Genomic DNA, 19743 nt, shown 5'->3' on the forward strand with positions numbered 1-19743 from the left:
TTGAACGGAACGGATTGTCGCGGCGTTTGAACGGTCAAGCTCACGACCCGTGCGCTCCCGCGGAGACTTTCTTCCATGTCGCTCGTCACCATTCTGCTCATCATCCTGATCATTCTCGCCTTCGGTGGTGGCGGCTTCCTCGGCGGCGGCGCCTATCGCGGCCCGGGCTTCGGCCTCGGCGGCATCCTGATCATCGTCCTGATCGTGCTGCTGGTCACCGGCCGGCTCTGACGCCGGACGCGGGGGGCCGGTTCCGCGATCCGCGATCGGGGACCGGCTCCCGACGCCCCCTTCGCGATCTGCGGATCGCGGAGGGGGCTCTGTTTTCCGTGAGGTCTGATCTTCTTCACGCGAGCCGGGATCCACCGCGCTCGAAACCGCTCTAGCGGGCGCAGACGATCCCGATCACGGCGCCGCCGACCGCAGAGGCGGCGGCGCCGACGCTGCCGGCACCGGCGGTCGACGGCCGCGTCGCGATGCCGGCCTCGCCCCGGACGGCGGCCACGACCGTCCCCGGGATCACCGGGAAGCTCGCCGGCGGCATCACGCCCGCGATCAGCCGCGGCGCCGCCGGATAGGACGCCACGAGCCCCGCGAGGCCGCCCGCCCGGTCGAGCACCGGCGCGCCGGCCGACCCGGGCTGCAACGGCGCCGTCACCCGCGCCGCGCCCACCATCGCGCCCGGCGCGACTGACACGCCCGCATCCCCGCTCGCTCCTTCGCGCGCCTCCTGCGCCGCGACCACGACGCGATCCTCGGACGCCGACGCTCCGACGATGCCCGGCAGGCGCGGCGCCGGCAGCCCGGCGGCCTCCAGCAGCGCCAGGCCGCGCTCGCTGCGCAACACCCTGGCCGGGGCGCTCCCGATCCGCGGGGCCGGGCACGCCTCCAGCACCGAAGACGCGGTCAGCACCCGCCCCGGCGCCACGACGAGGCCGGTGCCGACGACGTTCGGGGCCGAGGCGACCTGCGGAGCACCCGAGCTCTGCGGAGCGCCCGACGCCGGTGGCGCGGCGGCCGGCGCGGTCGCGATCCGGGGCGCCTCGCCCGGCGTCCCGGGAAACGGCACGAAGCTGTTGGCGATGGCGATGACGAGGCGGTCGATCTCGCCCGCCTGCGCCGCCTCGTAGCCGATGGCGAAGCCGCGGATGCCCTCCGGCCCGGCGGCGTAGCGCATGTACGAGCGCCCCGAGGCGGTCTCGCCGGTGACGACGATGAAGTCCGGCCGCTTGAGCTTGTACGTCACCTTGCGGTCGGCGAGCGGCGCGGTCGCGCGGGTGAACAGCGCGTCGAGGTCGGTGCCGCCGGCGGGAAACGACCGGCTCTCCAGGGTCAGGCGCCCGTCGGCGCTCTGCCAGCGGGTTCCGCCGGGGACCGCGCTGCGCTTGGGCAGCATCCGCTCGGGCACGCCGAGCACCGCGCCGCTGGCGGGATCGGCCTGCACGGTGAAGCGCACGGCCTTCCGCGCCGCCTCGCCCGCCGCCAGGATCGCGGCGCGGCTGCGCGGATCGAGGGGGTCGCCGGCGTCGGTGCGGGCGCGGGCGGCGCTCAGCGCCTCGAAGGTCCGCCGGCCGAAGGCGCCGTTGACGACGCTGTTGTAGTCGCCGGTCCAGACCAGCGCGTCCTGCAGCGCCTTGCGCTCGGCCTCCGGCAGGGCCTCGAACCCGGCCCGCATCGCCTCGAAGGCCGGGTCCGGCGCGGCGGCGGGCGGGCGCGGCGGCTGCGGTTTCGGCGCCTGCGCGGCGGCGGAGGCGGCGGCGGCCAGCGTCAGGGCGAGGGCGAGGATCACGCCGCGGGCCGGATCGCAGGCGGAGGCCGGCCCGCGCGCGGGGGCGGGAGCCCGGTCGCGGAGCGGGGGGACGCGCGGTCGGCCTGTGGCGCGGGCGGGCATGCGGGCGATTCCCGGAAGCGTGAGCGTGCCGGACGGTGGCAGAGGCGGCGGCCGAAGGCCAGGGCGGGGCGGCCGCGCCCTCGACAATCCCGGCCGCCGCCCCACCCTCACCGCGACGCGAAAGCAGCGAGAGGCGCCGATGACCCACCCAGCGATCGAACCTGGCCGGACGGCCGTCGTCACCGGGGCGGCCAGCGGCATCGGGCTCGCGGCGGCGCAGGCCTTCGCGCGGGCCGGCATGAACGTGTGGCTCGCCGACCTGCCGGGCGAGGCGCTCGAATCCGCCCGCGCCGCGGTGGCGAGGCTCGCCGCCGTGGAGGTGCGCGCCTTCGCCCTCGACGTCGGGCAGCGCCCGGCGATGGAGGCGTTCGCGCAGGCCGTCGCCGCCGGGGGGCCGCCCGCCCTGGTGATGCTCAACGCCGGCATCGAGGCGGGCGGCACGCTGTTCTCCGAGGAGGCCACCTGGCGCAAGATCCTCGACACCAACCTGTGGGGGGTGATCAACGGCATCCACGCCTTCGCGCAGGCGATGATCGCGGGCCAGAAACCCGGCGCCGTAATCGTCACCGGCTCGAAGCAGGGCATCACCACGCCGCCGGGCAACACGCCCTACAACGTCTCGAAGGCGGGCGTGAAGGCGGCGACCGAGGCGCTCGCGCACGACCTGCGCAGCCGCGACGGCTGCCGCATCTCGGCGCACCTGCTGATCCCGGGCTTCGTCTATACCGGGCTGGCCAGGGCCCGCGGCGTCGCCGAGAAGCCGCCCGGCGCCTGGACGCCCGACGAGACGGTGGCCTTCCTGCTGGAGCGGATGGCGCAGGGCGACTTCTACATCCTCTGCCCCGACAACGAGACCACCCGCGCCCAGGACGAGCGCCGGATCGCGTGGGCGGCCGGCGACATCATCGAGAACCGCCCGGCGCTCTCGCGCTGGCACCCGGATCATTCCGAGGCGTTCCGGCGGGCGATGGACGGGTAGGGCCCGGGCCGGCGCGCCCCGGCGCATCCTCCGCGCGGCCCGGCCCTCAGGCCGGGATGGCGGCGGTCAGCGCCGTGCTCGGGGGCGTCTTCGGGCGCGGCATGACGCTCGCCGGGCAGGGCGGCGGATCGTCGTCGTCGTCGCGCCGCTTCGGGCGGACATACGTGTGCAGGTCCGCGAGGCGGCGCAGGCGGCGCAGGTGGCGTGGCGCGGCGCGCCTCGTCCGAGCCGGGCCTGCCCGGCGGACCGCCCGGTCGAGCTCGCCCAGCGCCGCGAGGACGGCGTCGACCGAGACCGGCTCGGCCCGGCTGCCGACGAGGCACCGCATGCCGGGCGAATCCGCGAGCACGCAGGCATCCGACGCCCAAGACGCCAGGATCGCGCGCTTGTCCGCCCGTGAGAGCGCGGGGTGGGCCAGGACCTCCCGCGGGTGGCGGAACACGTCGCCGGGGGCGACGAGCGCCTGCCAGGCCTCGAACGAGGCCGGATGGGCGCCGCCGGAATCATGCGCGCCATCGGGGTTTATGGCGCCGGAACCGAAATTCATGGCGCCGGAACGGAAAAGCTGCGTCTCCCTCATCGATGATCCTCCTTCCTGCTGCGCGATGGGATGGACACACGGGCCGGAGCCCCCGCGCGGGCCCGCAGGCCCGCGCGGCACAAGGTTCACGGCCGTCGAAATCGAGGCGCGCGCCAGGGGCTCAGGCCGCCTTGCGCCCGGTCTCGATCCGGCTCGGCGCGTCGTCATGGCTGACCGCGTCCCGGCTCACGGCGGGCACCGTCCCGCCGATCGGGATGCGCCGCGGCTTGAGGGCCTCGGGCACCTCGCGCTTGAGGGTCACGGTGAGCAGGCCGTGCTCGAGGCTCGCGCCGACGACTGTCACGTGGTCGGCCAGCTCGAAGGTCTGGCGGAACGTGCGGGTGGCGATGCCGCGATGCAGGATCCGGCGCTCGTCCTCGGGCGCCTTTCGCCGGCCGGCGACCAGAAGGCTGGCGCCGTGCTGCGTCAGCTCGATCTCGCCGGGCGCGAAGCCGGCGACGGCCATGGTGATGCGATAGGCGTCGTCGGCCACCCGCTCGATGTCGTAGGGCAGCCAGGTCGACGACGCCTCGGCCTGCGCGGCTCGGTCCAGCATCGCGAACAGGCGGTCGAAGCCGACGGTGGATCGGTAGAGCGGTGCGAAATCAAGGGTCCTCATGACCACATCCTCCTGGGAGCAACGTGATGACAAGGGTCGCCGGATGCCTTCCGGCGCCCGTGGGCGAGCCTTCGAACGGCCTCGCGCGCAGAAAATGCGAACACCGCGATCCGGTTCCCGGCCGGCTCCGAAAAATTTTCTCGGCGTTCCGGCGTGCGATGCTGGGGGAGGGGGCCCGAACGCCGGGCCTCGCGCGGGCCCGCCGACGAGCCGCGGGACGGCAGGTCGGGGTCGCTGGCATGCGCTTCCACCGATGCAACCGATAGGTTGTAGCAGGTGACGGCATCCGTATTCGCACGGCCGCTTCGGCGTGCGCGCAACACTTCGTCGGTAGCGCGGGCTTAACCGCTTGCCGCGTAGAGGATGAACACCGCGCCCGAGAGGAAAAACTCGGTCTTGCGCCGTCATCCCGGGGCTTTCGAATGCGTGCCGTCGTCGATCTACGCCTGATGACCAAGCTCCTGCTGGTCTTCGCCGTCATCATCGGCGCGGCCGGCCTCGCCGCGCTGGTGAGCTGGCGCGGCCTCGGCTCCGTCGAGGAGGCGCAACGGTGGCGCGATCACACCTACCGGGTCCTGGAGCAGGTCGAGGCGCTGACCACCGCCATGGTCAACCAGGAGACCGGCCTGCGCGGGTACCTGCTGAGCGCCGAGCCGAACTTCCTCGAGCCCTACCGGGCCGGCACCAAGGCCTACGCCGATGCCCTCGCCCGGATCCGCGCGCTGGTCTCCGACAACCCGGCGCAGCTGCAGCGCCTGGGCGCGCTCGACCAGGACGCCCAGGCCTGGCACGACGGAATCGCCGAGCGCTAGATCGCGCTGATGCGCGACGAGCCGACGCGCGGCCAGGCGCGGCAGCTCGCGATCTCCGGCGCCGGCAAGGCGGCGATGGACCGGCTGCGCCTGAAGGCCGCCGAGATCGCGACGATCGAGCGGAGCCTGCTCGACGACCGGGCGCGGATCGCCGAGGCCGCCGGCGCCGGCTCGCGTCAGGCCGTCCTCGTCGGGCTCCTCGCCATGCTCGCCGCCGCCGCCATGGGCGCGCTCCTGGTGAACTGGGCGGTCTCGCGCCCGATCCGGGCGATCACCGACCTGATGGGCCGCCTCGCGCGCGGCGACACCGGCGCCGAAATCCCGTTCCGGGACCGCCGCGACGAGGTCGGGGCGATCGCGGGCGCCGTCCAGGTCTTCAAGGATACCCTGATCCGCACCCAGGCGCTGGAGGCCGAGACGGCGCTCGCCCGCGCCTCGGCCGAGGAGCAGCGCAAGGCCGGCATGCGCCAGATGGCCGACGGGTTCGAGCAGGCGGTCGGCGGCATCGTCGGGCGGGTGTCGTCCTCGGCCGGCGCGCTGCAGGCCACCGCCCGGACCATGACGGCCACGGCGGCCGAGACCGCCAGCCAGTCGACGACGGTGGCCGCCGCCGCCGAGGAGGCGGCCGTCAACGTCAACACCGTGGCCGCCGCCGCCGAGGAGCTCGGCGCCTCGGTCCAGGAGATCGGCCGGCAGGTCTCGGGATCGGCCGACCTGGCGCAGCGCGCCGTCTCCGAGGCCGACGACACCGCCGCCCTGGTGCAGGACCTCAGCGCCGCGGCCGGGAAGATCGGCGACGTGATCGGCCTGATCTCCAACATCGCGAGCCAGACCAACCTGCTGGCGCTCAACGCGACGATCGAGGCGGCGCGGGCCGGGGAGGCCGGCCGCGGCTTCGCGGTGGTCGCCGTCGAGGTGAAGGAGCTCGCCGCCCAGACCGCGCGGGCCACGCAGGAGATCTCGGACCAGATCGGCCAGATCCAGGGCGCCACCGGGCAGGCCGTGCACGCGATCGGCTCGATCGCGGCGCGCATCCGCGAGATTGACATGGTGGCGACGACGATCGCGGCCGCCGTCGAGCAGCAGGGCGCGGCCACGCAGGAGATCGTGCGCAACGTCGGGCAGGCGTCCAGCGGGACGAACGAGGTGACGAGCAACATCGCCGGCGTGGCGCGCGCCTCCGAGGATACCGGGGCGGCCGCCAGCCAGGTGCTCGCCTCCGCCTCCGAGCTGTCGCGCCAGTCCGAGCACCTGACCGCGGAGGTCGCCCGCTTCCTGGCGACGGTCCGCGCCGCCTGACCGCCCGGCCCCGCGGCGCCCCTCCGGGCGGGGCCTCGGGGCGCGACGCCCGTGCCCGAGCGCGGCCGAGGCCGGGCCGGTGGCGCTCCGGTGGCGCGAGCGATGGCGCCTGCCAGGCAGACGACGATGTGCGCCCGTTTGGCCCATGGCCGGTGTGGGAGGGAAGCGGGTCCCGACCTCTCGCTTTGACGCGGACGGCCCGGTGTCGCCCGAAGCGGACGCGAAACCGATCAAGCTCTACGGTTGTTTTTCGGGCTCAGGACGCCCCTGCGTCCGGCATGTCCGATCGCCCCTACGGGCCTCGGTCGCCGGGTCATCCCGCCGCCAATCTCCGGCCGCCGCACAATCGCGCAGGATCAGCGTCTGTCGGTCCTCCGAGAAGGCGTAGAGGCAAGCCCTGTCGTCGTCATGGGTACCAGAAACCGCGAGCCGCTGTCCGTGCAGATGCCAGCGTTCGCAGTAGTCCCAGCCGTCGCCTGCATCGAACGTCAAGCCGCCGAGCATTCGACCGTGTTCGAAGCACCACGTCGAGAATGAGGTCTGCCAGCGCGAGCGTTCGGGATGCGTCGCCTTACGGGTCCAGCATCCGTAGAACAGATGCTTCAGACGATAGGACGATGCCTCCGATTTAGAGGGGAGGGCCGACGATATCAGAAGGCTCAGCCACGCAAGGATCAAAGCGGCCGACCACGCCCGGGAGTTCGAAAGGGGATGTATCACAGTGCTTCTACCCCGAACGCATAGCAACGTCATCGCGACGGCTGCTTTCCGCCCGACCCGGCCTGACGTGCCGGGCTACCGGTCGGCGGACCGTCCGAGGTTCCGCAAAGTTCGGACGCGGATCGTCCACCCCGCCCGAGGGTCCGGCTGCCGCCCGCCGCGTTCCGCGCCGGGCAAAATCCGCGCCGCGCTGCACCCGATTCACCGAACCCCTTCCCGATCCTCGCGGCCGACGCCACATCCGGGTATGGTCGATTCGAGCGATCGGGAGGACGTGCCGTGTACACTGTGAAGGCGAACGACCATGCGGGGCGCCCCGCGACGTTCGCGTGCGGGACCGCCGACCAGGCCCTGGAGAAGACCTGGGAGCTGGCCCGGCGCGGCTTCAAGGACATCGTCGTGACCGACCCGAAGGGCCACGCCTCGAACGCGGCCGCCTTCGAGCGCTCGCTCGACCTGGCCTGAGGCGGGCGGCGGCGCGGATGGCCCATCGTCACGACGACCCGGATCACGACCACGGGCACGACCACGGCGCGCTGTCCCCCGTCGAGGCGCGGGTGCGGGCGCTGGAATCGATCCTGGTGCAAAAGGGCTACGTCGAGCCGGCGGCGCTCGACGCGCTGGTCGAGCGCTACGAGACCCGGGTCGGGCCCCATCTCGGGGCGCAGGTGGTGGCCCGCGCCTGGGTCGATCCGGCCTATCGCGCGCGGCTGCTGGCCGACGCCACGCCGGCGATCGCCGAGCTCGGGATCGGCGGGCGCGGCGGCGAGCACATGGTGGTGGTCGAGAACACGCCGGACGCGCACAACCTCGTCGTCTGCACCCTGTGCTCCTGCTACCCCTGGCCGGTGCTCGGCCTGCCGCCGGTCTGGTACAAGGCGCCGCCCTATCGCGCCCGCGCCGTGATCGACCCGCGCGGCGTGCTCGCCGAGTTCGGGGTGCGCCTGCCCGAGACGACGCGGATCACCGTGTGGGATTCGACCGCCGAGCTGCGCTACATGGTGCTGCCGATGCGGCCCGCCGGCACCGAGGCCTTCGACGAGCGCCGGCTCGCCGGCCTCGTCACCCGCGACGCGATGATCGGCACCGGCCTGCCGGGCGTCCCGGCATGAACGGCGGCCAGGACCTCGGCGGGATGCACGGCCTCGGCCCGGTCGCCCCCGAGCCGAACGAGCCGGTGTTCCACGCCGATTGGGAGAAGCGCGTCTTCGCGCTCGCCATGGCGATGGGCTTCACCGGTGCCTGGACCCTCGACGGCAGCCGCGCCGCCCGCGAGTCGATGCCGCCGGCCGACTACCTGCGCGCCAGCTACTACGCGATCTGGCTCGACGCCCTCGAGCGCCAGCTCGCCGCCCACGGCCTCGCGCGGCCGGAGGAGATCGCCCGCGGCGTCGCCGATCCCGATCCGGCGCCGGTGGCGCGGGTGCTCACCGCCGACATCCTGGAGCCGCGCTACCGCGCCGGCTTCCCGAGCGACCGGCCCGCGCCCGCGCCGGCGCGCTTCGCGGTCGGCGACGCGGTGACGATGCGCAACATCCACCCGCCGACCCACACCCGCCTGCCGCGCTACGTCCGGGCCAAAAGCGGCACCGTGCTGCGCGTCCACGGCGCCTTCGTCCTGCCCGACACCAACGCCTGCGGGCAGGGCGAGAACCCGGACTGGCTCTACACCGTGGCCTTCCCGGCCGCCGAGCTCTGGGGCGAGGATGCCGACCCGAACGGGCGCGTCACCGTCGCGGTGTTCGAGCGCTACATCGCGGGCGGGGCCGCATGAGCGAGCCCGTCGCCCCGTTCTCGGCACCCTGGGAGGCGCAGGTCTTCGCGATGGTGGTCGCGCTGCAGGATTCGGGGCTGTTCACCGGGGCCGAGTGGGCCGACGCGCTCGGCGCCGCGATCCGCCCGGCCGACGGCCCGGAGGCGCCGGCCGATTACGGCCGCTGGCTCGCCGCCCTGGAGACGATCCTCGCCGCCCGCGGCATCGCCGACGGCCCCGCCCTCGACGCCCGCCGCGACGCCTTCCTCCGCGCCGCGGAGGCGACCCCGCACGGCCTGCCGATCGTGCTGGAGAACGACCCGCTGTTCCGGCGATGACGCCGCAGGAGGACGACCGCGACCGTGGTGCGCTTCCGGCGCCCGCCCCGCGAGGGGAGGCCATGATCCCCACCCGCCGCACCCTCCTCGCCGGCGCCGCCTGCGCCCTGGCCGCGCCCGTCCGCGCCGCGCCCGCGCCGTTCGGGCCGCCGGGCCGGCCGTCGTGGTCGGCCGACAGCCTGCAGGCGGCGGCCGCCCGCACCGGGCTGACCTACGGCACCGAGGTGCCCGGCTTCCGCTTCGCGCGCGATCCCGCCTACCGGCAGGCGGTGGCGCGCGAGGCCGGGATGCTGGTCTGCGGCACCGAGATGAAGATGGAGGTGGTGCGGCCCGAGCCCGGCAAGACCGATTTCGCGCAAGCCGACGCCCTGGTGCGCTTTGCCCGCGGCAACGGCCAGCGCATGCGCGGGCATACGCTGGTCTGGCACGAGGCGCTGCCGCCCTGGGTGCGCCCGCTGCTGGCGCGGGCCGCCGCCCCCCAGGCCGAGGACTTCCTGCGCCGCTGGATCGAGACCGTGGCCGGCCGTTACCGCGGGCAGATCGCCTCCTGGGACGTGGTCAACGAAGTGCTGTCGCAGGACGGCGGCGGCCCGGAGGGCCTGCGCGAGAGCCCGTGGCTCACCGCGCTCGGCCCCGGTTACGTCGACCTCGCCTTCCGCATCCTGCACGAGGTCGACCCGACGGCGGCCGGCTGCTGGAACGAGGACGCGGTCGAGCAGGGCGTGCCGTGGATGGAGGCGCGCCGCACCCGCGTGCTCAAGCGCCTGGAGGGGATGCTGGCGCGCGGCGTGCCGATCCGCCGCTTCGGCCTGCAATCGCACATCACCAGCACGGTGCCGATCGACCAGGGCCAGCTTCGGCGCTTCCTCGCGGAGATCGGCAGGATGGGGCTCGGCATCGAGATCACCGAGTTCGACATCGACGACCGGGCGTTCCCGGCCGACATCGCCACCCGCGACCGCAAGGTCGCCGACCTCGCCAGATCCTATCTCGAGGTCGTGGCGGCCGAGCCCGCGGTGCTGACCGTGATGTCGTGGGACCTCTACGACCCCGACACGTGGCTCAACGACCACCCCTACCGCAAGCGCCCCGACGGCCTGCCCCAGCGCGCGCTGCCGCTCGATGCGCAGTTTGGGCGCAAGCCGCTCTGGCACGCGATGCGGGCGGTGTTCGCCCAGGCGCCGGACCATGCGGCGGCGCGGGCGAAGCTGCGGTAGCGCCCCTCGGGCCCAGGGGCCAGGATCTTGACGTCGCGCAGCTCGCCGTCGCGCGGCGCCTCCTCGATGCCGTGCTTCCGCGCCTTCGCGACGAGGCCTTCCATGCCTTTGCGATGCTCCGGCCAATGCTCCGGCCTGGTCTCGCCGCCCTTGGCCGGGATCGGGCTCCGCAGCACCTCGGCGTGCGTCCGGATGCCGCCGAGCGACGGCTCCGGCATCCGCTTCCGCCTGGCGTCGCTCGCCCGGCCGATCGGACAAGCATGCCCCCGTTCCGGCGACGCGTTCGACACGAAAGCGTGACGGGCGGGGCGGTCGGCATCGCCCGAAATCCGCCGGCGGGACCGTTCCCCGGGCGGCGGATCTGCTAGGCATCCTGTCTCGCCCGAGGGGCGTGCGCACGGCGGTCGCGCCGCTGGAGGCCGGGTCTTGGGCGCGATCGACGAGACAGGGGCCCGAGCCCGGGCGACCCGCGCGGCGGCCGTCCGCGCGCCCGCCGTGGCCGCGCTCTTCCTGGCCGCGCCCGCCTTGGCCGTGCTCGCCTTGGCCGTGCTCGCCTCGGCCGCGCTCGATCCGGCGCCGGCCCGCGCCGGCGACCTTTCGGCGCTGTTCGACCCCGGCACCGTGGTGTCCGTCGGCGGGTTCGCCGGCGCCGGCGGGCGCTTCCAGGGCGCGCGGGCGGCCGGGCTGTGGGGGCTGCCCTACGCTTCGTTCCGCAAGGCCGACGAGCGCCCGGGCTGGTTCTCGCCCGACGACGCCCTCGACGCCGCCCTGGTGGACGAGCGCGCGGTGCAGGCCGGCGCCGTCCTCGATGTCCGCAGCGGCCGCGCGGCGCACGACGACCGCAGCCTCGCCGGGCTGCCGCGCCGCCCTGTCGCGGCCGGGCTCGGCCTGTTCGGCGCGGTCTGGCCGGTGGAGGACGTGCTGCGGCTGCGTGCCGAGGTCACGCAGGGCCTGCGCGCGCATGACGGCCTCATGGCCAAGCTCGGCGCCGACCTCGTCGGCACCGCCGGCCGCGTCACTCTGAGCGGCGGCCCCCGCCTCGTGCTGGGGGACGCCGCCGCGATGCGTCTCGACTTCGACGTGCCGGTCGCCGCGATCGCCGACCCGCGGCTGACGCCCTACCGCGCCGCGGGCGGGCCCCGCTCCGTCGGCGCGATCGTGGCCCTGGCCTACGCCTGGTCGGAGGCGTGGCAGACGATCGGCTCGGTCCGCTACGACCGCCTCGTCGCCGCCGCCGCGGGAAGCCCGATCGTCCGGCGCCTCGGCACGCCGAACGACGTCACGGTCGGCTTCGGGGCGATCTACTCGGTCCGGGTCGACCCATGAGGCTGCAGTGCAAGCAACGGGACTGCAACGCCAAGATGTCGTTCACGAATTCGTGAATGTTGCCGGTCGAGCACGGCCGATCTTTAATCACCGCCTGCGCCGCGATGCGGGGATTATATCCGAACGTTTCTGTCTATGTCTCGCCGCAAAGAGCGGGAGGCGGACTGTGCCACGGATTCTGTTGACGGGGGCGACCGGGCTGATCGGCGGCGCGGTGCTGCACCGGGCGCTCGAGGCGGGCGACGACGCCACCTGGGTCTGCCTCGTGCGCTGCGCCGGCGTCGAGCAGGGCCGCCAGCGGATCGCCGCGCGGCTCGCCCGGTTCACCGACGCCTTCACCGCCCAGCGCCTCGCCCGCAAGGTCGAGGTCGTCCCCGGCGACTTCACCCGGGCCGACCTCGACCGCGATCCGCGCCTCGACGACTGCACCCACGTGCTGCACCTGGCCGCCGACACCTCGTGGTGGGGCGACGAGCGGGTCTACCGCACCAACCACGACGGCACCCTGGCGCTGGCGCGGCGGGCGCAGGCGATGCCGAAGCTCCGGCGGTTCCTGCACGTCGGCACCGCGATGATCTGCGGCGCCGACGCCGCGGCGATCGTCGCCGAGAGCGACTACCCGGCGGCCGAGGCCCGGCACATCGTCGCCTACACCGTGTCCAAGGCCGCGACCGAGACCTCGCTGGCGGCGCGGTTCCCCGACCTGCCGATCGTCGTCGCCCGGCCCTCGATCGTCGTCGGCCATGCCAGCCTCGGCGCGGGGCCGAGCTCGAGCATCCTCTGGGTGCTGCGCGCCGCCGACGCCCTGCGCATGCTGCCCTGCGCGCCCGAGAGCCACGTCGACGTCGTCCCGGCCGACTGGGTCGCCGAGATGCTGGTCGGGCTCCTCACGAAGCCGACGCTCCGGCACGACCTCTACCACCTCTCGGCCGGCATGGGCGGCCGCACCACCTGGGCCGAGGTCATCGCCGCCTTCGAGGCGGCCGAGCCGAGCGACGGCGTGCGCGCCTTCCGGCCGTTCGACCTCGCCGCCGACCGCACCGTGCTGCGCCGCCGCTTCGCCGAGGTGTTCGGCCTCGACGGGCCGCTGAAGCAGGCGATGCTCCGCGCGGTGCGCGCCTACTACGCGTTCTGCGCCCTCGACGTGACCTTCGCCAACGACCGCCTGCTCGCCGAGGGGTTCGCGCCGGCGCCGCGGCTGCCGGCCTACCTGCCGGTGTGCCTGGCGAACGCGGGGACGATCGTCGAGCAGTTCGCCGACGACATCGAGATGTTCGCCGTGCCGCCCCCGGTGCCGGAAGACGCGGCCGGCACCGCGCTGGCGGCCAGCGCATGAGCCCCTACCTGACGCTGGCGATCGCGATCGGCGCCGAGATCTCCGCGACCCTGGCGCTGAAGGCGGCCGACGGCCTGACCCGGCCGGTCCCCACCCTGATCGTCGCGCTCGGCTACGGCACGGCCCTGTGGCTGATGTCCTCGAGCATGGACATGCTGCCGATCGGCGTCGTCTACGCGATCTGGGCCGGCGTCGGCATGGTCGGGGCCGCGCTCGGCGGCGCGCTGCTGTTCGGCGAGCCGGTGACCCTGCCGATGATCGCCGGCATCGCGGTCATCGCCTGCGGCGTGGCGATCCTGGCGAGCGCGCGGGTCGAGGCCTGAGGCCGCGCCCGGCGCTGGACCGCGCGGACGGCAGCTGATAAGACGATTTGCCTAAGCGGGGCACCGAGGGATTCGGGAGCCCGGCTTGCAACGTCGGAAGGTTCCACGCGCATGATGGTCGGATCCCGCATCCTGCTCGCCGCCGCCGGTCTCCTGGCCTTCGGAGCCTTGGCCCGGGCCGACGACACGCCTGGAAAACCCGGGGATGCGGCCGGGTCCGGCGAGATCGGCGCCCAGGATCGCAAGCCGGTGGAGGCCCCGCCCGGCAACGCGGCGAAGCAGGACGGGCGCACCGGCATGGCGCCCGACGTGCGCGACGTGCAGCAAGACTCGATGCCGGTGTTCAGCTTCCCCGGTGGCACGCGCTTCTGAGCGGCCGGCGCACGGAGGGGCCGGTGTCGGCGTTCCGCGACAGGCGTCGGGTTGGCGCTCGGGGGGCCGATGCTGCCCCCGACGAAGCAGAGCCCAGCCGACAGGCTGGGGACGTGCGCAATCCGCGCCGTCTGGCGATCCCAGGCGTTTGCGATCCTGCGCCGCCAAACCGTTGCAACCCGGCCTTTCACGATGGCGGCCAACGATGAAACGCCTGCCCCTCCTGCTCGTCATCGCGGCCGCACCGGCCCTGGCCGACGCCTGTGACGACGCAGCTCAACGCATCGCGACCGAGGTCGGAAACGCGTACGCGATCCGGACGGGTCCGGTCATTACCATCAAGCGCGGCCGCCGGACCTTTCACTACACGCTGGAATGCGCAGACGGGCAGCCCTCGATGGTATCGGGGGATGCGGGCTTCGGCACCGACATGGGGGAGTTCGGCCGAACGCTCGAGCGCGCGACCAGCCTCGCCCTCGACGTACCCGAAAACGTCGCGCGAAGCGCCCTGGACAAGTGCGCGCGCCTCGCTCGGCGGCACGGCATGGATGGCGCGGCGACGACGGACGACGCGCTCGCCGTGAGCTGTACCGTCGTACACGATTGGGAGACGTTCGAGATCCGTCGCCGATAGGGGGCGGTCGAAGGCCGGTCGTGGCGCGGTGTCCCGGAACGGATGTGCCCGATCCGGTCCTTCGACGGCGGATCATGGCGAACTCTGCGGGACCGCCGACAACCCCGACCCGAAGCCGTCGGACGGCCATGGAGCGGCCGCATCGGGAAGCGCCGGCGGCCGGCCTCGCGGCGCGACCGGCGCCCCGCCCGCGCGCAGCCTCACGCGGTCGCCAGTCGCTCCCGCTCCGTCTTCGTCTCCCGCACGGTCGAGCCCGGCACGAAGGCGTCGAAGGCGGCCCAGAAGTCGGCGCGGATCGCGTCGCGCTCGGAGAGGATCTCGTGGCGGGCGTCGGGCAGGACCAGGATGTGGCCGGCCTTGAGGCGGGCGGCGAAGCGCTCGGCCGCGGGCGTGCCGCAGACCGGGTCGGAGCCGGCGGCGAGGATCAGCGTCGGGGTCGCGATCCGCGGCGGCACGCGCGGGTCGCGCAGGCGCGCCACCGCGCGGAAGGCCTCCGCCGTCCAGGCGATGGTCGGGTCGCCGACGGCGCCCGCGCCGACCGCGAGCGCGGCGGCCGCGTTGCGGGCGTAGCGCGCCGGGTCCCGGGTCAGCCGGTTGTTCGGGTAGGGCTTCGTCGCGATCGAGACCGGGCCGCCGCCGGGCACGTAGCGGCTGCCGAGGCCGAGGCGCTGCAGCAGCCGCGTCGCGACCGAGGCGAAGGCGGGCGAGCGCACCATCCGGATCGACAGCATCGGCGCCACGGTGACGATCCGCCGGAACGGCAGCCAGCCGTCCAGCGCCCCGGTCAGCGCGACGCAGCCGCCCATCGAGTGGGCGAGGCAGACATGCGGATCGGGCATGAACGGCACCAGCACCGCGTCGCGGATCGCCAGCAGGTCGCGGCGGTAATCGTCGAAGGCGGCGACGTGGCCCTTGTGCGGGTCGTCGACCCGCCGGTCCGACGCCCCTTGCCCGCGCCAGTCGAAGGCGACGACGGCGAAGCCCCGGGCGCGCAGCTCGCGGATGGTCTCGTAGTACTTCTCGATGAACTCGGCCCGGCCCTGGAGAAGGCAGACCGTGCCCTTGCAGGTCCGCGTCGTCGCGGCCCAGCGCGCCGCCCGCAGGGTGCAGTCGTCCGCGGTGCCGACCGCCATCACCACGGCGCCGGGTGGGACCGGGTTCCCGGGCGTGTCGTGCAGGCTCAGAAGTGCGGCGTCCTGCCGCATCGTTCCCGTCGTCCGGCCGGGTCTTGAACGCACCTCGCCCCCCTCCAATATCACGATCGTACCGGCCGTCAGGCGGTACGAGCCCGGTCCGGCCCACGCGGCGGACCATAGACTCAAACCTGCATGTTGCTCCACGGAGGATGTGTCCTATGCGTCAGTTCGATCTCGCTCCCCTCTACCGTTCCACCGTCGGCTTCGACCGCCTGTTCTCGGCCCTCGACCAGTTCGTGGCGTCCGACGCGGTTCCGACCTACCCGCCCTACAACATCGAGCGCACCGCCGAGAACGCCTACCGCGTGACGGTGGCCGTGGCCGGCTTCACCGAGGCCGACCTGTCGATCGAGGTGCGGGAGAACGCGCTGACCGTGAAGGGCGAGCGCAAGCCCGATCCCGAGCGTCGCGCCGAGGTGCTGCACCAGGGCATCGCCGCCCGCGGCTTCGAGCGCCGGTTCCAGCTCGCCGACTACGTCCAGGTGACGGGTGCGGCGCTGGAGAACGGCCTCCTCCACGTCGATCTCATCCGCGAGATCCCGGAGGCGAAGAAGCCGCGCCGCATCGAGATCGCCATCGGCGGCAAGAGCCGCGCGCCGGCGATCGAGGGGGCGGCCACCGAGGTCCCGGCCGAGGTCCAGAAGGCGGCGTAAACCGCGCCGTCGCAGAGCGTGGGAGCGCCCCGGCCGCCGGCCGGGGCGTTTTTCGTCGTGGCCGGCGTCGGGGATGCTGCCGGCGGAACGGATCTCGGCGGTTTCGCGTCGGCGGGCGAGGGGCGCCGCGAGGCGCCCGTGACGTTGCCCTTCGCGCCATGATGCGTTGGCATCTTCGGGATCGCCGCGCTGCCGCGCCGCCGCGCACCGGTCGTTCGGGGTGGGGTGACGGCGGCCGGACCCCACGTCGCCGGCTCGATCGCGCGAAGCACCGCCGCGGCCCCCTCTCCCGTCCGGGAGAGGGGACCCGCGAGCGGTTCGGCGCGGCTGTGCTGGAAGGTAAGGGGGCACGGCGCATCCGGCCCACGCGACCTGAGGCCGGAACGGCTTCGTCCGACGCGACCTCGGGTGCTGGGATGTCGGCTTCCTGCTTGCGCGGGATGATCCGACCGTCTTCCCCGCGGCGCCGCCTCAATGCTCCTGGGGCTTCCCCCGCGGCTCGGCCTGGCGGCGGGCCATCTCCCGGCCGATCTGAAGCAGCAGGAGCCGGATCATCGCCCGCATCGCCGGCGTGCCGCCGGCATCGATCAGGGCATGCGCTTCGAGGCAGACCTCGGCCATGCGGTCGAGCTTGTCCGTCGTCACGTTGACCCTCGCATCGATTTGAGCAAAAGTTGCGCGCAATCGATGCCACGCCCCCGTTCCCGATAGATCGCTGGTCCGGGCCGGACAATAACATAGGTCAACCGGGCATCAAAGTATGCAAAATTCAAATATCGGCGGGGCTGGTCACAGCAACGAAGCGATGATCGCCAAGATCGCCGAAGCTCTCGATTGTCCGGTCGACGACTTCTTCGATGCCAAATCGAACCCGACCGGTGAAACGGTCGACTTGCTGTCGTTCTGGGCGGCTCTCGAAGATGCACGCGAGCGCCGGGGCGTTCTCGATTATATTCGAGCCGTCGCTGTAAAATCGACACAGTCTTGATGGAATTCGGCTGCACTTAACCTAGGTGGTTGCGGATTTTTTCGGGTCGAATAGACCCGCCTCATGCGCGATGTGCCCGAACCCGATTCCGCGGATGCCGTGATCGCCGAGTCTCAGGACGTGATCGCGCGATCGCGCGCGGCGCGGGAGGAAGCGCGGCTGCAACGGGCGGCGGCCCGCGCCGTGGTCGAGCAGGTCCGGGCGATGATCGCCCGGTCGCGGCCGGACAGCGAAGCCGGCGCGTGGCCCGCCCGCGATCCCGCCATGCTCGAGCCCGCCATGCCCGATCCTGCCATGCCCGATCCGGCGAAGGGCGGGGCGGCACGCGTCAGCGGCTCAGGAGGTGCAGGCTGAACAGGCCCTCCGGGTCGAGCCAGAGGCGCTTCGGCGTCCAGCCGGCCCGCGCCGCCATCGCCTGGAACGCCTCCGGCGCATGCTTGTGCGAGATGTCGGTGCGGACGCTCTCGCCGGCCGCGAACCGGATCGCGTCCGTCCCGAAGCGCCAGGTGTCGGCACGGTCGGCGGCGAGATGGGCCTCGACCCGCAGCGGATCGTGCAGGATGCGGACCGCGTGGCGGAAGGCGTCGCGGTCGATGCCGGCGCCGAGCTCCCGGTTCAGGCGCGTCAGGTAGTTCAGGTGCAAGGCCGGCATCAGGCCGTCGCAGCCGCCATAGACCCGCCGCAGCCGGTCCGCGTCCTGCGTCGGGTCGGCGCCGACCAGGAGATGGCTCGGCCCGAGCGTGTCGCGGGCCCGCGCCAGGAAGGCCTCCGCCTCGGCCGGCGCGAGGTTGCCGATGCTGGTGCCGGGGAAGAACCCGAGCACCGGCCCGCCGCCGAGGTCGACCGGAAGCCGGATCGGCGCGGCGTAGTCGGCGCCGACCGGGATCATCGCGATGCCGGGATAGTCCCGCGCCAGCGTGCCGACCGAGGTCTCGAGGTAGGCGCGCGAGATGTCGATCGCCACGTAGCGGCGCGGCCGGTCGAGGCCGTCGAGCAGCGTGCGGATCTTGCGGCTCGCGCCGCTGCCGTACTCGACGATCGTCGCGCCCGCTCCGACGAGGGCGGCGAGCTCCGGCACGATCGCGGGCAGCAGCGCCATCTCGCGCCGGGTCGGATAGTAGTCGGGGCTGTCGCAGATCCGGTCGAACAGGATCGAGCCGGTCTCGTCCCACAGGTATTTGCCCGGCAGGCGCTTCGGCACCTCGGACAGGCCGGCGAGCACGTCCCGCCGGAACGCGTCCCGCTCCGCGATGTCCGCCGGCGTCATCGCGGCGCCCCGCGGGTCGCGGTGAGCACGACGAGGGCGATGCGCTCCGCCTCGGCATAGGCCGGCGCGTCGAGCTCCTCGCCGTAGGCGTCCGGGTCGAGCTCGCGATAGGTCCAGCCCAGCCCCGCGGCCTCGCAGGCGGCGGTCGCGGCCCGCCGGAACGGGTCGGCGCCGTCCACGATCGCCGAGCCGGTGAACAGCACCAGGCTGCCGCCGGGGGCGAGGCGGGTGCGGGCGGCCTCGACCACGGCGAGCGACAGGCCCTCGCCGTAGGTCCCGCCGCCGTCGCGGTAGGTCCGCCCGGCGCGGTCGAGCATGAAGGGCGGGTTCGAGACGACGAGGTCGAAGGCGCCCGCGACGTCCGCGAGGAGGTCGCTGCGGCGCGGCACCGTGGCGTGGACGCCCGCGAGCCGGCTGTTGGTGGCGGCGGCCGCGAGCGCCGCGTCGTTGATGTCGACGAGCGCGATCTCGGCGTCGGGTGCGCGCTTGGCGATGGCGATGCCGGCCGCGCCCGATCCGCAGCCGATGTCGACCGCGCGGCGGACCGGCGCGGTACGGTGCGCGAGGTGATCGACCACGGCGGCGACGAAGCGGGCGGTGTCGGGGCCGAAGAACACCACGTCGGTCGTGCTCGGCGGATAGGCGGAATGGACGAACAGCTCGCCGTCGAGGCTCGACACCCGGATCGCCGAGCGCCAGGCGTCGCCGTCCCGCACCAGCACGCCGGCCGCGCGCATCGCCGCGAAGAGGTCGGCCGGCAGCAGGTCCTCGGCGAAGGGGCGGCTCCAGCCGAACACGTCGCGCAGATTGCGGGCCCGCGCCGCCTGCGGGCGGGCGTTGACGCGGGCATGGGTGGCGGGCGTCACGGTGGTGAAGCTGTAGCCGAGGGCGCGAAGTCGCTCGACCAGGGCGATCAGGGCGGGGTTCGGGTCGGGCCGGCCGGTCATCGCGCCGGCTCCGCGGCGCGGCGCCGGCGCTCATGGGCCGCCGCGAAGCCCTCCTCCGACGGCGTGCCCGGCTGGCCGGGGATCGCCGGGAGGCCCTGAGACGGCGCCGGGCGCGCCCGGTCGCGGCCGACGACGGACCGGATCGGCCCGCGCGTCGGGGCGGGCTCGGCGCCGACGCGAGGGAAGGATGGGGTCTGAAGGAAGGCGCGGAAGCGCTCGGCCAGCGGGGGGCTGGCATCGTCCGTGGGGAAATCCATGCGCACCTGTCACGATCGCTCGGGCGCGCCGCGTCGCGTCCCGCGCGGCGACCGTCCGAGGCCCGGCTGTGTGTGTCGAAGCGCGGCGGGGCGGAGCGCCCATCGGGCCCGAGCCCGCCGACCTGCCGGGGAAACCTCGGCTCGAATTCCTTGTTCCGCGACGCGGCCGACAAAAATCAAGCTTAACGCAGGTTATGGTTCGGCCCGTCGCATCGATCGACAGACTAGCCGAGGTC

Annotated in this window: 23 protein-coding genes and 1 pseudogene; 16 read left to right on the plus strand and 8 right to left on the minus strand. The window is 73.8% G+C overall.

Going from position 1 to position 19743, the window contains the following annotated elements; genetic code table 11:
• The first annotated feature begins 75 nt into the window (after nt 1-75).
• Nucleotides 76-231 carry a DUF3309 domain-containing protein gene (locus MKK60_RS11230; RefSeq protein ID WP_147729453.1) on the plus strand — a complete coding sequence of 52 codons (156 nt, stop codon included), beginning with the start codon at nt 76-78 and terminating at the stop codon, nt 229-231.
• A 151-nt stretch (nt 232-382) separates the two neighbouring features.
• On the opposite strand, the gene MKK60_RS11235 is transcribed toward MKK60_RS11230, so the two are convergent.
• Nucleotides 383-1891 (minus strand): serine protease, encoded by a 1509-nt coding sequence (locus MKK60_RS11235; protein ID WP_243985742.1) that lies wholly within the window; start codon nt 1889-1891, stop codon nt 383-385.
• Between the two features lie 139 nt (nt 1892-2030).
• On the opposite strand from MKK60_RS11235, the gene MKK60_RS11240 reads away from it, so the two are divergent.
• The gene (locus MKK60_RS11240) at nt 2031-2870 is read left to right on the plus strand and encodes an SDR family NAD(P)-dependent oxidoreductase (protein ID WP_243985752.1); all 840 of its coding nucleotides are present in this window, start codon (nt 2031-2033) and stop codon (nt 2868-2870) included.
• A gap of 46 nt (nt 2871-2916) precedes the next feature.
• Here the strand turns inward: MKK60_RS11240 and MKK60_RS11245 are convergent, their stop codons facing one another.
• Nucleotides 2917-3450, minus strand: coding sequence for a hypothetical protein (locus MKK60_RS11245; protein WP_243985754.1), 534 nt, complete (start codon nt 3448-3450; stop codon nt 2917-2919).
• Nucleotides 3451-3571: 121 nt separating this feature from the next.
• Nucleotides 3572-4069 (minus strand): Hsp20 family protein, encoded by a 498-nt coding sequence (locus MKK60_RS11250; protein WP_243985762.1) that lies wholly within the window; start codon nt 4067-4069, stop codon nt 3572-3574.
• A 422-nt stretch (nt 4070-4491) separates the two neighbouring features.
• Between MKK60_RS11250 and MKK60_RS11255 the strand changes: the two are divergent.
• The 11 genes and pseudogenes from MKK60_RS11255 (at nt 4492) to MKK60_RS11305 (ending at nt 14199) form a co-directional block, all read left to right on the plus strand.
• A pseudogene (locus MKK60_RS11255) lies at nt 4492-6180 on the plus strand (methyl-accepting chemotaxis protein).
• 999 nt (nt 6181-7179) lie between these two features.
• Nucleotides 7180-7365 (plus strand): hypothetical protein, encoded by a 186-nt coding sequence (locus tag MKK60_RS11260; protein WP_147729728.1) that lies wholly within the window; start codon nt 7180-7182, stop codon nt 7363-7365.
• 17 nt (nt 7366-7382) lie between these two features.
• Nucleotides 7383-8012, plus strand: coding sequence for a nitrile hydratase subunit alpha (nthA, locus tag MKK60_RS11265; protein WP_243985764.1), 630 nt, complete (start codon nt 7383-7385; stop codon nt 8010-8012).
• The gene (nthB, locus tag MKK60_RS11270; RefSeq protein WP_147729730.1) at nt 8009-8674 is read left to right on the plus strand and encodes a nitrile hydratase subunit beta; all 666 of its coding nucleotides are present in this window, start codon (nt 8009-8011) and stop codon (nt 8672-8674) included. The genes nthA and nthB overlap by 4 nt, the downstream gene beginning before the upstream one ends.
• Complete coding sequence (locus MKK60_RS11275; RefSeq protein WP_147860278.1) at nt 8671-8991, plus strand: nitrile hydratase accessory protein; 321 nt, start codon at nt 8671-8673, stop codon at nt 8989-8991. The genes nthB and MKK60_RS11275 overlap by 4 nt, the downstream gene beginning before the upstream one ends.
• 62 nt (nt 8992-9053) lie before the next feature.
• A complete protein-coding gene (locus MKK60_RS11280; protein WP_243985766.1) occupies nt 9054-10208 on the plus strand; it encodes an endo-1,4-beta-xylanase in 1155 nt (384 codons plus the stop codon).
• 426 nt (nt 10209-10634) lie between these two features.
• Nucleotides 10635-11534, plus strand: a complete 900-nt coding sequence (locus tag MKK60_RS11285) for a MipA/OmpV family protein (protein ID WP_243985774.1) — start codon at nt 10635-10637, stop codon at nt 11532-11534.
• Between the two features lie 181 nt (nt 11535-11715).
• Nucleotides 11716-12870: an SDR family oxidoreductase gene (locus tag MKK60_RS11290; RefSeq protein ID WP_243985777.1), complete on the plus strand. Its 1155-nt coding sequence runs from the start codon at nt 11716-11718 to the stop codon at nt 12868-12870.
• Nucleotides 12867-13193 carry a DMT family transporter gene (locus tag MKK60_RS11295; RefSeq protein ID WP_147729248.1) on the plus strand — a complete coding sequence of 109 codons (327 nt, stop codon included), beginning with the start codon at nt 12867-12869 and terminating at the stop codon, nt 13191-13193. The genes MKK60_RS11290 and MKK60_RS11295 overlap by 4 nt, the downstream gene beginning before the upstream one ends.
• A 111-nt stretch (nt 13194-13304) precedes the next feature.
• Complete coding sequence (locus MKK60_RS11300; protein WP_243985779.1) at nt 13305-13565, plus strand: hypothetical protein; 261 nt, start codon at nt 13305-13307, stop codon at nt 13563-13565.
• A gap of 205 nt (nt 13566-13770) precedes the next feature.
• On the plus strand, nt 13771-14199 hold the full coding sequence (locus tag MKK60_RS11305; RefSeq protein ID WP_147729250.1) for a hypothetical protein: 429 nt from the start codon (nt 13771-13773) through the stop codon (nt 14197-14199).
• 200 nt (nt 14200-14399) lie between these two features.
• On the opposite strand, the gene MKK60_RS11310 is transcribed toward MKK60_RS11305, so the two are convergent.
• Nucleotides 14400-15404 carry an alpha/beta fold hydrolase gene (locus tag MKK60_RS11310; protein WP_147860009.1) on the minus strand — a complete coding sequence of 335 codons (1005 nt, stop codon included), beginning with the start codon at nt 15402-15404 and terminating at the stop codon, nt 14400-14402.
• Nucleotides 15405-15553: 149 nt separating this feature from the next.
• Between MKK60_RS11310 and MKK60_RS11315 the strand changes: the two genes are divergently transcribed.
• Entirely contained in the window at nt 15554-16048 is a 495-nt protein-coding gene (locus MKK60_RS11315; protein ID WP_243985788.1) for an Hsp20 family protein, read from the plus strand.
• Between the two features lie 471 nt (nt 16049-16519).
• Here the strand turns inward: MKK60_RS11315 and MKK60_RS11320 are convergent, their stop codons facing one another.
• On the minus strand, nt 16520-16693 hold the full coding sequence (locus MKK60_RS11320; protein ID WP_187274918.1) for a hypothetical protein: 174 nt from the start codon (nt 16691-16693) through the stop codon (nt 16520-16522).
• Between the two features lie 160 nt (nt 16694-16853).
• Here MKK60_RS11320 and MKK60_RS11325 point away from each other — a divergent pair, with 160 nt between their 5' ends.
• Complete coding sequence (locus MKK60_RS11325; RefSeq protein WP_243985790.1) at nt 16854-17036, plus strand: hypothetical protein; 183 nt, start codon at nt 16854-16856, stop codon at nt 17034-17036.
• A 63-nt stretch (nt 17037-17099) separates the two neighbouring features.
• On the plus strand, nt 17100-17390 hold the full coding sequence (locus tag MKK60_RS11330) for a hypothetical protein (protein ID WP_243985792.1): 291 nt from the start codon (nt 17100-17102) through the stop codon (nt 17388-17390).
• Here the strand turns inward: MKK60_RS11330 and MKK60_RS11335 are convergent.
• From MKK60_RS11335 to MKK60_RS11345, 3 genes are read right to left on the minus strand one after another with little or no spacing between them, the layout of a single operon-like run.
• Nucleotides 17365-18303, minus strand: a complete 939-nt coding sequence (locus MKK60_RS11335) for an L-histidine N(alpha)-methyltransferase (protein ID WP_243985794.1) — start codon at nt 18301-18303, stop codon at nt 17365-17367. The two genes, MKK60_RS11330 and MKK60_RS11335, sit on opposite strands and share 26 nt — an antisense overlap.
• On the minus strand, nt 18300-19250 hold the full coding sequence (locus tag MKK60_RS11340) for a methyltransferase (RefSeq protein WP_243985796.1): 951 nt from the start codon (nt 19248-19250) through the stop codon (nt 18300-18302). Before MKK60_RS11340 ends, MKK60_RS11335 begins: the two co-directional genes overlap by 4 nt.
• Nucleotides 19247-19507, minus strand: a complete 261-nt coding sequence (locus MKK60_RS11345; RefSeq protein WP_243985799.1) for a hypothetical protein — start codon at nt 19505-19507, stop codon at nt 19247-19249. The genes MKK60_RS11340 and MKK60_RS11345 overlap by 4 nt, the downstream gene beginning before the upstream one ends.
• Nucleotides 19508-19743: the final 236 nt, after the last annotated feature.

The sequence above is a fragment of the Methylobacterium sp. J-092 genome, from assembly GCF_022829325.1.
GTDB lineage: Bacteria > Pseudomonadota > Alphaproteobacteria > Rhizobiales > Beijerinckiaceae > Methylobacterium.

What these genes read in the sequence shown, in the direction of transcription:
- MKK60_RS11345 (WP_243985799.1), bottom strand. Translation starts at nt 19,507, where the DNA reads ATGGATTTCCCCACGGACGATGCCAGCCCCCCGCTGGCCGAGCGCTTC.
- MKK60_RS11235 (WP_243985742.1), bottom strand. Translation starts at nt 1,891, where the DNA reads ATGCCCGCCCGCGCCACAGGCCGACCGCGCGTCCCCCCGCTCCGCGAC.
- MKK60_RS11315 (WP_243985788.1), top strand. Translation starts at nt 15,554, where the DNA reads ATGCGTCAGTTCGATCTCGCTCCCCTCTACCGTTCCACCGTCGGCTTC.
- MKK60_RS11335 (WP_243985794.1), bottom strand. Translation starts at nt 18,303, where the DNA reads ATGACGCCGGCGGACATCGCGGAGCGGGACGCGTTCCGGCGGGACGTG.
- MKK60_RS11275 (WP_147860278.1), top strand. Translation starts at nt 8,671, where the DNA reads ATGAGCGAGCCCGTCGCCCCGTTCTCGGCACCCTGGGAGGCGCAGGTC.
- MKK60_RS11250 (WP_243985762.1), bottom strand. Translation starts at nt 4,069, where the DNA reads ATGAGGACCCTTGATTTCGCACCGCTCTACCGATCCACCGTCGGCTTC.
- MKK60_RS11340 (WP_243985796.1), bottom strand. Translation starts at nt 19,250, where the DNA reads ATGACCGGCCGGCCCGACCCGAACCCCGCCCTGATCGCCCTGGTCGAG.
- nthB (WP_147729730.1), top strand. Translation starts at nt 8,009, where the DNA reads ATGAACGGCGGCCAGGACCTCGGCGGGATGCACGGCCTCGGCCCGGTC.
- MKK60_RS11295 (WP_147729248.1), top strand. Translation starts at nt 12,867, where the DNA reads ATGAGCCCCTACCTGACGCTGGCGATCGCGATCGGCGCCGAGATCTCC.
- MKK60_RS11305 (WP_147729250.1), top strand. Translation starts at nt 13,771, where the DNA reads ATGAAACGCCTGCCCCTCCTGCTCGTCATCGCGGCCGCACCGGCCCTG.
- MKK60_RS11240 (WP_243985752.1), top strand. Translation starts at nt 2,031, where the DNA reads ATGACCCACCCAGCGATCGAACCTGGCCGGACGGCCGTCGTCACCGGG.
- MKK60_RS11280 (WP_243985766.1), top strand. Translation starts at nt 9,054, where the DNA reads ATGATCCCCACCCGCCGCACCCTCCTCGCCGGCGCCGCCTGCGCCCTG.
- nthA (WP_243985764.1), top strand. Translation starts at nt 7,383, where the DNA reads ATGGCCCATCGTCACGACGACCCGGATCACGACCACGGGCACGACCAC.
- MKK60_RS11310 (WP_147860009.1), bottom strand. Translation starts at nt 15,404, where the DNA reads ATGCGGCAGGACGCCGCACTTCTGAGCCTGCACGACACGCCCGGGAAC.
- MKK60_RS11245 (WP_243985754.1), bottom strand. Translation starts at nt 3,450, where the DNA reads ATGAGGGAGACGCAGCTTTTCCGTTCCGGCGCCATGAATTTCGGTTCC.
- MKK60_RS11230 (WP_147729453.1), top strand. Translation starts at nt 76, where the DNA reads ATGTCGCTCGTCACCATTCTGCTCATCATCCTGATCATTCTCGCCTTC.
- MKK60_RS11325 (WP_243985790.1), top strand. Translation starts at nt 16,854, where the DNA reads ATGATCGCCAAGATCGCCGAAGCTCTCGATTGTCCGGTCGACGACTTC.
- MKK60_RS11300 (WP_243985779.1), top strand. Translation starts at nt 13,305, where the DNA reads ATGATGGTCGGATCCCGCATCCTGCTCGCCGCCGCCGGTCTCCTGGCC.
- MKK60_RS11330 (WP_243985792.1), top strand. Translation starts at nt 17,100, where the DNA reads ATGCGCGATGTGCCCGAACCCGATTCCGCGGATGCCGTGATCGCCGAG.